Source organism: Moorena sp. SIO4G3 (genome assembly GCF_010692305.1).
GTDB lineage: Bacteria > Cyanobacteriota > Cyanobacteriia > Cyanobacteriales > Coleofasciculaceae > Moorena > Moorena producens_A.
Window position 1 is genome coordinate 1 of sequence record NZ_JAAHIG010000256.1, and the last position, 12,938, is coordinate 12,938.

9 protein-coding genes and 5 tRNA genes are annotated in these 12,938 nt (G+C 43.8%); 8 read left to right on the plus strand and 6 right to left on the minus strand.

The window, feature by feature from the left end; genetic code table 11:
- Positions 1-616 precede the first annotated feature (616 nt).
- Positions 617-1,558 (minus strand): tyrosine-type recombinase/integrase, encoded by a 942-nt coding sequence (locus F6J99_RS31435; protein WP_293118849.1) that lies wholly within the window; start codon positions 1,556-1,558, stop codon positions 617-619.
- A gap of 189 nt (positions 1,559-1,747) precedes the next feature.
- On the opposite strand from F6J99_RS31435, the gene F6J99_RS31440 reads away from it, so the two are divergent.
- From F6J99_RS31440 to F6J99_RS31465, 6 genes are all read left to right on the plus strand, one after another.
- Positions 1,748-1,818 (plus strand) — tRNA-Cys (locus F6J99_RS31440).
- Positions 1,819-1,869: 51 nt separating this feature from the next.
- Positions 1,870-1,954 (plus strand) — tRNA-Tyr (locus tag F6J99_RS31445).
- A gap of 4 nt (positions 1,955-1,958) precedes the next feature.
- Positions 1,959-2,043, plus strand: a tRNA-Ser gene (locus F6J99_RS31450).
- 229 nt (positions 2,044-2,272) lie between these two features.
- Complete coding sequence (locus F6J99_RS31455) at positions 2,273-3,376, plus strand: transposase (protein WP_293118851.1); 1,104 nt, start codon at positions 2,273-2,275, stop codon at positions 3,374-3,376.
- 76 nt (positions 3,377-3,452) lie between these two features.
- Positions 3,453-3,526: transfer RNA gene (locus tag F6J99_RS31460), tRNA-Arg, on the plus strand.
- Positions 3,527-3,534: 8 nt separating this feature from the next.
- Positions 3,535-3,607 (plus strand) — tRNA-Arg (locus F6J99_RS31465).
- Between the two features lie 42 nt (positions 3,608-3,649).
- Here the strand turns inward: F6J99_RS31465 and F6J99_RS31470 are convergent.
- The 3 genes from F6J99_RS31470 to F6J99_RS31480 form a co-directional block, all read right to left on the minus strand.
- The gene (locus F6J99_RS31470; protein ID WP_293118853.1) at positions 3,650-4,597 is read right to left on the minus strand and encodes a DNA-binding domain-containing protein; all 948 of its coding nucleotides are present in this window, start codon (positions 4,595-4,597) and stop codon (positions 3,650-3,652) included.
- Between the two features lie 41 nt (positions 4,598-4,638).
- Entirely contained in the window at positions 4,639-5,577 is a 939-nt protein-coding gene (locus tag F6J99_RS31475) for a DUF692 domain-containing protein (protein WP_293118855.1), read from the minus strand.
- Positions 5,578-6,039: 462 nt separating this feature from the next.
- Positions 6,040-6,441, minus strand: a complete 402-nt coding sequence (locus F6J99_RS31480) for a DUF2282 domain-containing protein (RefSeq protein ID WP_293118857.1) — start codon at positions 6,439-6,441, stop codon at positions 6,040-6,042.
- A gap of 592 nt (positions 6,442-7,033) precedes the next feature.
- On the opposite strand from F6J99_RS31480, the gene F6J99_RS31485 reads away from it, so the two are divergent.
- Both F6J99_RS31485 and F6J99_RS31490 read left to right on the plus strand, forming a co-directional pair.
- Positions 7,034-9,286 carry an adenylate/guanylate cyclase domain-containing protein gene (locus tag F6J99_RS31485; protein WP_293118859.1) on the plus strand — a complete coding sequence of 751 codons (2,253 nt, stop codon included), beginning with the start codon at positions 7,034-7,036 and terminating at the stop codon, positions 9,284-9,286.
- Between the two features lie 319 nt (positions 9,287-9,605).
- Complete coding sequence (locus F6J99_RS31490) at positions 9,606-10,472, plus strand: DUF928 domain-containing protein (protein ID WP_070392860.1); 867 nt, start codon at positions 9,606-9,608, stop codon at positions 10,470-10,472.
- Between the two features lie 169 nt (positions 10,473-10,641).
- Here F6J99_RS31490 and F6J99_RS31495 read toward each other — a convergent pair whose 3' ends face one another.
- Positions 10,642-11,991 (minus strand): serine/threonine-protein kinase, encoded by a 1,350-nt coding sequence (locus F6J99_RS31495; RefSeq protein ID WP_293118861.1) that lies wholly within the window; start codon positions 11,989-11,991, stop codon positions 10,642-10,644.
- Positions 11,992-12,771: 780 nt separating this feature from the next.
- Positions 12,772-12,938 (minus strand): zinc ribbon domain-containing protein (locus tag F6J99_RS31500; RefSeq protein ID WP_365974611.1); only part of this gene is annotated, 167 nt, incomplete at its 5' end.

The window sequence follows — 12,938 nt, forward strand, 5'->3', positions numbered from 1 at the left end:
TCCTAAAGGGCAGGGTTTGCACCTGCATCCGAAGGACAGTTAGAACTTTTTGAGGTATTTTACCTCGCGAGTCCCCTAGCTTATACCCCTCCCGTTTCGGGAGGCTCCTAGCTAGAACGAGCCGCACTAGAACTTAGACTGGTCAATTATGAGCTTTTTCAAGCTCCCGCTATAGTCTGAAAAGACTTAGCGGTGAGTTATTGACGATTATTGACTCTCCTGAAGTGTTTTCATTGAAAACAGAAGTTGCCGTCTTTTGTTTTCAGTGAGCTTAAAGATAATATGCATTATTGTAGAAAACAATTACTTACCAAAAGGTGCGTAACCCAGTTATATGGGAACTCCCCAGGCTTATCAGAGACAATTTTGAAGATGATTTAACAATGACCGCTTACTTTTAGACCTGCCTTACAATACTACCTACCTTGGCACTTCCCCAGTAGCATATTCGTAAGATTTCTTAACGATGGACTTGACTGTCTCCAGCTCTTCGTCGTCCCGTGGTGAAAACACCATTACTAGTCCTACAGGATATAGGCCTTGTGTGACCAAGTAATGATCCTCTCCCCATCGCCAACCCTATCCGCAGGAAACATTATGGCCTTCGCCCCTCCTCCTAAAACCCCAACTTCTGCACTGCCCTCCGTTTCACCTCCTCACCCCGCCTATCATACTTGGCCGTAGTCACAGGGGAAGCATGGCCAGCTAACTTCTGTACCGTCACAATATCAATCCCAGCATCGAGCAGATCAGAGCAAAAGGTTCTGCGAAAATCATGGGGACTAAAGGACTCCACCCCAGCTTCTTTAGCCCGCTTCTGCAAAATCAACAATACCGCCTGGGGGGTCATCTTTCTGTTCTGTATCTGCCCGCCTTTGCGGATTGGACACAATAGCGCTCCTGCTTGGTGACCTCTGACATTCAACCAATCATTTACAAACGCGATCGCGTTTTCAGGTAAATAAACGGTCCTATCTTTACCCCCCTTACCCTGACGCACTTCCAATGCACCACTATCACTATCAAAATCTCGCACTTCCAGCTTCACCACCTCTGCCCGTCGCAATCCTGTACCCCGTAGGATACCAATTAGGGCTTTATCCCTAGCCCCTTGATTAGTTGTATCGGAAGTACATACCTCAATAAGTGCCGTAATTTCTGTTTGAGTTAACGCCCGACCTCTAGGTAAGGGATGATTCTTGATCCTGGGTAAATCCACCGCCGCCTCGAAATCTTCTGGATCCATCAGTTTTAACTTCTTTGCCACAGCTAACACTCCTCTGAGGGCTGCCATCTTCTTCTTGACCGTGGCGGGGGCATTGATTTCCAATAATGCGGCTTGGACGGCGGCGGTGTGCTGATAGGTGAGAGCTGCCCAGTCAAGGGTATCTGCGTCACATTCGTTATTGGTTAGTAGGGATGCGATCGCATCCAAAGCTTGCCTCATTGTTCGCTGCGACCCAGGACTCAAACTACTCAAATAAACCCGTGCCGGATGCCCAGTCAAGGGTAAAGCTTTGGTGAGAGAGAGTGATGTAGTAGTGATGGTTACACTCATTTTCTTATGAGAAGGGGCCTTCTAAAAAGTAATTATGTCACATATTGAACCACTCAATGATCTAAGAGAATCACTATTTTGTATTACACCCTTGACACTTTGTAGTATATTTTGTAGTATATATGTAATATAGTAATAGAGGCCGCAAACCTGCTTGCTCATCTGAACCTTGAAAATTTCAGAGAATGTGTCCAGGTCGCCTAATGGTAGGGCATTGGTCTGCAAAACCGATCGTGTGAGTTCGATTCTCACCCTGGACTTCAAATATTGCAGTTCCAGGGCGGGTTCAATTCCCGTCGGCACTGTCAATTGGGTTGGTATCCAAGTCAGGTTGAAGGAAGCCGTCTGTAAAACGGATGCCTCTGTGCGCCGTAGGTTCAAATCCTACCCAACCCATTCTGGAGAGGTCGCTATTGGCAGAGCAAGCTGTTTGCTAGACAGTTGTAGATGTAAGTCTACTGGGGGTTCGAGTCCCTCTCTCTCCGCGTTGTGGGAGTTGGAAGTTAGTAAATAGTTAGCGTTACTTTGCGTCTGTTTTCGGTAGCTTGCGGATATATTCGCCGCCTGAGACATAGACCAACCTAAGACGTCTGCGTTCGAGCTTTGTAGCTGACCGTGTTCATGTTCTTTTAGCCTTACTTTTAACCAGTATTCGCCCTTGCTCATTGAGCAGTTTTGTGGGTATAATATTAGGTAATAACAGGCTAACACGCTATGGCTCCCAATCACTCTTACACGACAAAACTGAAGCTTAACAACCGTCAAAAAACGTTGATGGCCAAACACGCTGGTTTTAGTCGGTGGGTGTACAACTGGGGTTTAGCGATGTGGAAAGATGCCTACAATGAAGGGTTAAACCCTAACATTAAAACCCTAAAGCGGTTATTTACCAACCATGTCAAACCTGAGTATCCCTGGATGAGGGAATTATCCTCAAAGGTTTACCAATATGCGTTCATCAATTTAGCCGAAGCATTCAAAAGGTTTTTCAAAGGATGGGGTAAGTACCCTAGATTCAAATGCAAGGGTAGAAATGATCGTTTTACTATCGATAATTCAGGGAGACCGATTCGATTAGGTGGACTAATTCATAACTTACCCTTCCTGAAGCAGGTTAGAACGTTTGAACCCCTACCAGATTGTCTAACTAAAAAAGTCACAATCTACAAAAAAGCCGGGGAGTGGTATATTAGCTTATCTATTGAAAAGACCTTTGAAGCAACACTTAAAGAACGAGAAAGAGTTGGTGTTGATTTTGGAATAAAAACCCTAGCTGTATTAAGTTCTGGTGTTGAGTTTAAAGGACTTAAGCCTTACCGCAACGCTCAACGGAAATTATCTAGAGTTCAACGGAAATTATCTAAAAAAGTAAGAGGCTCTCAGAATTACTCAAAAACCCAGCTTGAAGTACAAAAACTTCACCGTCGAGTGGCTGATATGCGAAAAGATTATCTTCACAAGATGACCACTTATATAGCTAAAAACCACAGCGTAGTTGTCATAGAAGATTTAAACGTTTCTGGGATGATGGCTAATCATAAATTAGCGAAAGTTATCGGTGATTTAGGACTGTATGAAGCCAGGCGGCAACTTCAGTATAAGTGTGAACGCTACGGTGCCAAGTTAGTAGTAGCTGACAGGTTCTTTCCATCTAGTCAATTATGTTCATCATGCGGAAATAAACAGCCAATGCCTTTATCTGAAAGGATTTATGAGTGTGGTTGCTGTGGAAATAAGATTGATCGGGATTGGAATGCCTCAATGAACCTAGAAAGCTATAACGAGTACGGCTCGACTCGTAAGCCTGCTGAGGGTTAACCGCTCCCATGCCCCCGTTGAAGCAGGAAATCAACACACAAAGTCTCGTTATGTGACGCTTTGTACATGTTTGATGGAGCAGTGTAGTGTAATGGATCAACACGCTGGTCTTCGGAACCAGAAATCGGGGTTCAAATCCCTGCATTCTCGCTAATCCTGGGAGTGTAGCCTAACGGACAAGGCCTCAGTCTTCTAAACTGATCGATGTAGGTTCAAATCCTGCCACTCCTGTTCTATGAAAATAAGCTGAAATCCTTCTGTATAAGGATCTGTCTAAATCGAAAACCTGGCAATCCATCCACGTTGGACAAATTGCGGTAATTCAGATGCTACATCAATAGCTAATTGATCAGCAGCCAGGTCTTGACAAATTGCTTCAAATCGATTTTCCCCTTGAAAAGCTTTCAGCAGTTGCCATTCTTCCTTTGTTGGCAGCTCAATGCGCATATCATAACCATTGCGCCAGAGGAATAGTTGTATCCCGCCTTCATCCAAATTCACTTGCTGATCACCTTCGTATTCAGGCTGATTAACTTCCCAAATGCGATGGATCGGGTAAGCCGACTCGATCAGAACACTATTTTTAGGTAAATGGAAAATCAGTTCTCCCCATTTTTCTTGGGGAACTGTACTCAATGCTTGGACATCTAACTTGGTAGCTTTTTCACCATTAAACACCCGATGCCAGTGCCACTCTAACCGGGCTACATCTGGTAAATAGGGTAACTGTTTGGCTGGCTCAAAATTGGCAAGAAAATCAGGAAAGTGCTCACCATAATTCCCTAAATCCATTGATATAGAAGGAAAGCGTTGGATATAGCTTCTCGCTGTTCCCTCAAAAAATTTCTCTCCCACCAAACAACAGCAGACTGGATAAATTGACATTAAGGTTTGGCTCAGGTTGCCTAGGACACTGCTACGATAAATGGCTAACCCTTCAGCAGGAGTCAATTGTTTAGCTGCTTTGATGTGTTGAGCAAGGGTTTGTGTACTGGCAGGATTATTTTCAAAAACAGCATCGTAAAATAACTGTTGTAGTCTCCTTAATTCCATGATTATATCGGTTTTTAAGGTTATAGCAAAGGGAATGGGGAATCGGGAATCGGGAATGGGGAATCGGGAATCGGGAATCGGGAATCGGGAATCGGGAATCGGGAATCGGGAATCGGGAATAGTGGTAAAGAGCTCCGAATAGTTTGTGATGTTATGAGAAATCAGCAAGATTGTTCATGACCTATTTAAAAATGCTATATATAGGTATCCTAAAGAAATTGTGATAATTTTTGTTCCGAAGTTCCCGACTCCCGACTCCCGACTCCCGACTCCCGACTCCCTGTTCCCTGTTCCCTGTTCCCTGTTCCCTTTGCTATACTTACCTGATCTAAATACTCCTGAGCTTTACTAGCTTGAGTCATTAATACCTCAAAAGCTGGGATATCAGTATCCCATTCAATCAGAGTAGGCACCGGACCAAAGCGCTCTAATGTTGCTTGATACAATTGCCACACTGGAGGATGAACGGGATAACCGTGGGTATCATATAGATAGTCTTCCCGTTCTTCATACCCTGCTAAGTGAATTTGTTTGACCCTGGTTGCTGGAATTGTATTCAGGTAATCAAGGGGGTCAAATCCTTGATTAGTAGCAGTGACATAAAGATTGTTGACATCTAGCAGCAAGTAACAATCGGCTTTTTCTAACAATTGTTGAATAAATACCCATTCTGGCATAGTTGAATCTGTGAAGCTCACATAAGCCGATGGGTTTTCTATCAAAATCCGACAACCTAGAAATTCCTGAGCTTGCAAGATCCGTTGGGCTACATGTTCCATCACCGCTTCGGTATAAGGAAGAGGAATTAAATCGTTAAGATAGTGACCATTAACGGAAATCCAGGATAGGTGATCGGAAATGTATGCTGGTTCAATCTGCTGGGCTAACTCTTTTAAATTTGTCAAATACTCTAAATCTAAAGGGTCGGTTGACCCCAAAGACATACCGACGCCATGCAACGTAACGGGATAGTTTTGGCGAACTTTTTCTAAATAGTGGAGTGGTAAACCCTGAGACGTTAAATAATTATCTAATAATACTTCAAACCAAGGTATAGTATGTTTATGAGTAAGGATATCTTGATAATGGGCGGAGCGTAAACCGATTCCAGCACCGTTAATTGAAGCTGAAGGAAGGTGAGTTGTCATAGCATTGTTTTCATGACATTGTTTTCATGGCATTATTTTTAGGATTTATCCATGGTAGTGGTAAGGTATCAGCACGAAGCATTTCAGCTGAATCTAATTCCCCCCTTTCTTAAGGGGGGTTAGGGGGGATCGGTATACATAACACTACTAAGCTGAATCTAATTCCCCCCTTTCTTAAGGGGGGTTAGGGGGGATCGGTATACATAACGCTACTCAGCTGAATCTAATTCCCCCCTTTCTTAAGGGGGGTTAGGGGGGATCGGTATACATAACCCTACTCAGCTGAATCTAATTCCCCCCTTTCTTAAGGGGGGTTAGGGGGGATCTGTGTACATAACCCTACTCAGCTGAATCTAATTCCCCCCTTTCTTAAGGGGGGTTAGGGGGGATCTGTGTACATAACCCTACTCAGCCATGATTCATAAGCTGATAGCTGAGTGCCCAGCCTGCTGATAGCTTCCTTTAATTGGCTTGCGCACTCTCGGTTGGCTTTTCAGTTTCCTGGCTGGATTTTGATTCTCCTACAATCGTGGCACCAACAATCTTGTTGCAAGTGCCTTCAGGAACGTAGATCCACTCTTCGGGATCGCTATCTACCTTAGCCATCCCGCCGCAATCATGCTTGCTGGTGCCACAATCGTTCTGACCCGCCTTAACGATACCAGCACATTTTTCCATTCCTTCCTTACCGGCCAAGGCGTTTTCAGATGCTACACCTAAACCTAGAGCCAAGACACTAGTCAAGGCAGCGCTTACCATTACAGTTTTTTTCATATCTTTCATGACATAACTCTCCCGAATATCAGAACTGACTCGTAAGTCCGTAGACAGAATTAACCTAAAACAGTGTTGGTTTAATTCCAATCTATGTAATTATTATTTAAAGTATTTAACCTATCTTAACTGAGTCTTTGAAAAGTATGAGATAACCCTGAGAAAGTTATTAAAATAGGATAGAACATTTGAAAACCTTTGGAAACAAAGGACTTAAGCTATCAGCTATCAACTTTTTGTTGTAAATCTATCACTCCCGCAAGTGTGGGAAGTGTGGGGAGATGGGGAGATGGGGAGATGGGGAGATGGGGGAGATTTTTATTAAGCGATGCAGCGCGGTCTTGGGGGTTTCCCCCATGAGCGACTGCATCAAGACAGGGTAACTATCATAACATGATATTAGCCTTCTATTGTGCTAAGTGTTTTTGCCAAAGTGAGATCCACCCACTAATGCTTTTGTAGTTACCAATAGCTTTATCATTGTCAATCACCCTTTCCAGAAGAAACCATTTTTTGAGGTTCAACCGTAATAATAGTTTCCTAGTAAGCGTGAGGTACATCTGAAGTTTCTGCCCAGCTCCGAGATCCGCTGCTCCCTGCTCCCTGCTCCCTGCTCCCTACTCCCTGCTCCCTACTCCCTAAAACCCAGAAACTTGTACCTCACCAACTTGAATAATGTAAGATGTGGCAACCACTAAAACAACAACTATGGGAATGGCGCGGTGTTCTAATTACTACACCGGTGGTGGCTGGAATTGCGATCGCATTCAGGCTACTCGGCTGGTTACAGCCTTACGAACTAGCGGCTCTCGACCAATACTTTTGTTGGCGTCCGAAGGAAGCTACGGATGAACGGATTGTGATTGTGGCTATGACTGAGGCAGATTTAAAGCTTGCTCAACGGTGGCCAATCACTGATGGAAGGCTTGCCCAACTTTTAGACAAAATCAAAGCTCAAAATCCTGCAGCCATTGGTCTTGACCTGTATCGGGATTTTTTAGTTGAACCCGGTCATGGTGACTTACTCAGGGTGTTTGAAACCACACCTAACTTAGTTGGTATCGAATACATCGATCAAGACAACCCTGACAATGCGGTGGATCCTCCACCGATTCTCAGTGAACGTGGTCTCGTAGGTGCCAATAATGTCGTAAACGATATGGATGGTATCCTGCGGCGCAGCTTACTTTCTTTGAAGGTAAATGATCATGTACAGCCCTCCTTTAGTATGCTCCTAGCGGGGATTTATCTAGAGTCAAAAAACATTTTTCCTGAACCATTACAGCAAGATCCCAGAATTTTCCAGTGGGGCAAGGCCATGTTTCGCCCTTTGGCCAGCAATGACGGTGGTTATGTGGGAATCGATGATGGCGGTTACCAGATTTTCTTGAACTATCGCGGACCAGCGGGAACCTTCCGCACCGTAACCATGATCGACGTTCTGAAAGATAACATTCCAGATGACTGGATCAATGATTCCATCGTTTTAATTGGTGCAACTGGGGTCAGTTTAAATGACTTTTTCTACACCCCCTACAGTAATGACACTACCATGCGGGAGTCAACGACTGGGGTGGAAGTCCAAGCTAACATGGTCAGCCAAATTATTAGTGCTGTCGAAGATGGTCGTCCCTTGCTCAAAACCTGGTCTGAGCCTGTGGAAATCCTGTGGATTGTAGCCTGGTCTTTAGTCGGTGCCACTCTAACTTGGAAATGGCGCTATCTTGGGGGTCTCAGAGGGCTGTCCTTGAGGAGAACTGCGATTACCGTGGTGGCTACAGGGGCATTATTCGGAAGTACCTATGGAGCGTTTTTGGGGGGTTGGTGGCTCCCGGTGATACCGCCATTGTTAGCCTTAAGTGGGTCTGCAATTGCCATCACAGCTTACGTTGCTAGCACTGCTAAAGAGATTCGTAACACCTTTGGACGTTACCTAACTGACCAAGTGGTGGCGGATTTGCTGGAGAACCCAGACAAACAAAAACTTGGGGGTGAAAACCGGAAAATCACGATCTTGACCTCTGATTTAAGAGGCTTCACTGCGATCTCAGAACGGTTACATCCCCAAGAGGTGGTCAAAATCCTCAACATCTATTTGGGTCACATGGCGGATGTGATTACTGCTTATCAAGGAACTATCGACGAGTTCATGGGGGATGGGATTTTAGTGCTTTTTGGTGCTCTCACCCTCCAAGAGGATGATGCCCACAGAGCAGTGGCTTGTGCCCTAGCGATGCAGTTAGCCATGACTAGTGTCAATGAAGAAATCGAGCAGTTGGGCTATCCAAAACTGGAAATGGGCATCGGTATCAATACCGGTGTGGTTGTGCTTGGGAATATTGGTTCCGAAAAACGCACCAAATATAGTGTCATTGGCAGCGCCGTTAACCTGGCTTACCGGATCGAATCTTATACAACTGGTGGTCAAGTTATGATTTCTTCTTCCACTTTGGAAGAAACTGGCGAATGCTTAAGAATTGACGGTCAAATACAGGTAAAACCCAAGGGAATTAAACAGCCAATTACTATCTATGAAGTGGGTGGAATTGGGCATCATTATAACCTATTTTTACCCAAACAGCAAGAAACGTTTTTCCAGGTTAACCAAAAAATTGAGCTACAATTTAATTATGCTTTTCTAGATGGAAAGCATATCAGCAAGTCGGTCTACACTGGACGTTTAGTAGAGATTTCAAGTAAGGGAGCTAAGCTTCGTGCTAACAGCAGCGAAATCTCTGCTATCCCTGAGCCACTCAGTAATATTAAGCTCAACTTACTCGATCCAGATAATGTGAACCAACCCAGTGAGGACATCTACGCCAAGGTTTTAGAAAAAACAGCAGAACCGGGAAGTTTTTACATCCGGTTAACTGCTGTCCCTCCGGAGATATCAGCAAAACTAGAATCTCTATACCAGTCAGTAATCAGGAATTGATCCTAAGTTCTGTGAAGTCTAATTTAGTCACCGTTGAGTTGGGTCAAGGGTTTCGGGTATAAAAAGTTACCTGGTTCCAGGCAATTTGGTCTAATTTCAAGTCTAGTTAATCGCTGCTAGAAAAACCCTGTGTTGGTTGCGGGATAATCTTTTGATCGTTTCCCTGCCACAGGAAAACTAGTCAGCGGGATTTGAGATTAGAAATCCATGGCACCAAAAAATTATATCTCTGAAACAATTAAGCTTAAACTCAGGCTTTACTAAGGATTAATGCTAATTCTTGTAATTGTCTATTCTAGTTTAATAATTCAATAAACTGATGAAAAATACCGCTAACATTATTAATTTATTCGGGCGTACAACATGGGCATGTACAACATCAATCCTGATTGTACTGCTGTTTTGCACACTCACCCCTAAACCAAGCTATTCTCAAGGGTTGCAATCTGTCAACGGTCAGGTTGCAGATTCTAATCATAACTCATCTGAAACCCAAAATAGTTCCCAAAATAGTTCAGCTAAACGCTCACGCTTACGATTTATTCCACCAACCGATAGCGCTCCTCGAAAGAGTAATGGGTCTGGTTCACGAGGCGGGTGTGAGCAGTTACCAAGTGAATTGGTGACGCTGTTAATTCCTTCAAAGGAAGTCGCTGCACAAACTATATCTGGTCATCCTAGATTTTTATGGTATTTGTCCGAGCCTGTAGACGTACCAATAGTATTTACCTTGGTGGACACAGTAGAACACCAGACAATATTTGAGAAAAAGATTGACTCCGCTGAGGTAGGGATGATCTCAGTTGAACTTCCGGAAAACAGTCCACAACTGATCGCAAACCCACCAGGACTGGAGGCAAAAGACAGGAACATATACATGTGGTTTGTTACCCTAGAATGCGATCGCGAAAACCCGTCTAACAATTCCTATCATACGAGCTGGATTGAGCGGGTATCACCACCCCCAGAATTAGAGCAAAAGCTAGCAGCTGTTGCTGCAAATACCAACAGCTCCACCTCTGAGTTACTGCATCAACAAGCAATCATCTATGCCGAAGCAGGGGCTTGGTTTGATGCCCTTGATGCCCTTTACCAGGCTCAAGCTGCTAATCCCAATGACTCCTCAATTCGAGCAGATTTTATCGCTCTGTTGGAGCAAGTGGGATTGGGTAGTGTGGCACAGTAGTCGGTCATACCGAGTTGTATTCAAAGATAGTAGATTGCTTGGATAGGGAGATGGGGAGATGGGGAGATAGGGAGATGGGGAAATTGGGGGAAGAGAAAGTTGTATGTTTGACCGCAACTTGGTATCAGTGTTTACTTCTGACTTCTGACTTCTGACGCTAAGCGTAGCGCTATATCAGTCCGAGAAAGTCGCGCAATTCCTCAACCAACCATCTTTTCTCAACTTTGGTAAGTTTTGAACCAAATTTGTGTTGTTGGACTCCTTCCCAAATCGCACAGGTAATAGTTTTTTGACCTAGGAAATTCACACTACTATCCACTTCAACAACTTTAAGATCTACTGTACGTCCTGTAATCTGTCCCAAGCTTAAACCAAATAACTGCCATTCTATCTTGAAGGTATATCGGTTAATTTCCAAATATATCTCACCAGCAATATCAAATAATAGTCCCAATAAAACTAGCAAAATAATCCATAATTCTAGCAAAAATAAAGTCGAACAAACAGTTAATATTGTCCCCAGTTTCAATACAAAAATAAGTTTAAGTACAGATAAGATCAAGACAGCCAAAAGCAAGTTATTACCGTTTAATCCACAGGGCGGAATTTCTGCTACCAAACGCTGGTAATTTTTTGTAAAAATGATGCGACTACCAGCAGGTTGTTGCCGCTGTGGTATTATAGAACCAGACAAAGAACTGGAAATTGACTGTTTTCGCCGTAAGGCATCTATCGCTTCCTCCACAGACTGGAATCGATCTTCTACAGCTGGTTCCAGCATCTTCTCTAACCAGTCAGCAAAATGCTGTGATATCTGCACTGAACCACGAAAATCAATCTTTAGTCGCTGCTGAGGTAGATCGGCAGGAGAGCGATGGGTTAACAAAAACAATAGTGTTGCTCCTAGACTATATAAATCAGAAGCACAAAATGCTTGTCCTTGAAACTGTTCTGGTGGCATATAGCCAAAAGTGCCAACAAATGTTTCCCCGTAGCTTAACGTATTACGATAGACATCTTTGACAGCACCGAAATCCACCAAAAATACTATACCTTTGGAATTTATAATCAGGTTTTGTGGTTTAATATCTCGGTGAATCACAGCTGGATTCAGTTGATGGAGGTACTCAAGAATGTCCAAAATCTGGAAAGCAATTTCCTTGATTTCCCCCTGACTAGGGTACCAACCCTTTTTCACTAACTCACTGAACGACTGACCCCCAAGCAATTCTTGAATCAAGTAAAAATGGCGGTCATCAGCAGTATCTATGTAGAAGTAGTCTAAGTATTTGGGGATAGCATGATAGTTGAGCTTGGCCAGGATTTTAGCTTCTCTTTCAAAAAGTTCTAACCCTTTCCAGTTTTCTAAATAGCGCAGGGAAATGGCTTTGAGGGCTACTCGCTTGTAGTTAGTTAAATCTTCAGCTTCGTAGGTTGTTCCAAAGCCACCCTGACCTAAGGGTGCAACAATGCGATAGCGGTCACCAATAATTGTGCTTGGCTGATGTAGTAATGTCATCGGCTGTCTCCTAAAAACGTGATTTGTGTCAGGATTCAGCTATCAGCAGTCAGCTTTCAGCTCTAGTTTTTGGGAGCTTGTTATAGCAATTCTCTATACCATAAGGTACAAAGTGATCCCCCTAAATCCCCCTTAATAAGGGGGACTTTGAGGTTGAAAAGCGTACCTCATAAATGCTATAATTTATAGAAATTCGCAGCTTGTTAAATAAAGAGATGAATACCAATTTACTAATTTTGGCTCAGCTCTGTTGCTGTCATTATTAATAGCGGTTTGGGCAGCTTTTGAAGTAGCGTGTTAGCTGATAGCTGTTCGCGCAGCGTGCGCGTAGCGCATAGGTTGATCGCTGATTACTGTAGTGATAATTTCGGCGTTGCTGATTGGAATAAGTTCCTAAGCCTAAGCAATCGTTGCTAACAATTGGCGTAGCCATGGCACCGCCTGTATCCAAACAATTTGGATGTGACGCAATTGCGATTTATCCCTAGAAGTAACGACTGTTGGCTACTAGGGAATAATTAGCGATCGCATAAGCGCGGAAGCTGAGGCCTTTGGCGCGGCTTCGCCGATCGCTTCATCGCGTAGCGTGGCCAAAGGCCAATCGCCTTTGGCGCGGCTTCGCCGATCGCTAATATAAGGCTTAAGCCCAGATCAGGACTTACCTATTTACTTATTATTTTGAGGATCATTACTTTGGCTCCAAGGTAAAAGTGGCATAATAAAACTCCAACCAATCACCTTTGCGCCTTTGGTGACATACTCCCACACGCTCATCAAAGATTACAGTGTGGGCTTCTTACCAACACCAGGTATCCCTTCGGTTACTCGGTAAGCTTTACTTGTGACGGGATGCCCCACCGCCAAATTCAATATATTGATCGCCGCATTTACATCTCTGTCAGCTACATAACCACAATGAGGACAAGAGTGGATGCGGTCTTTTAGTT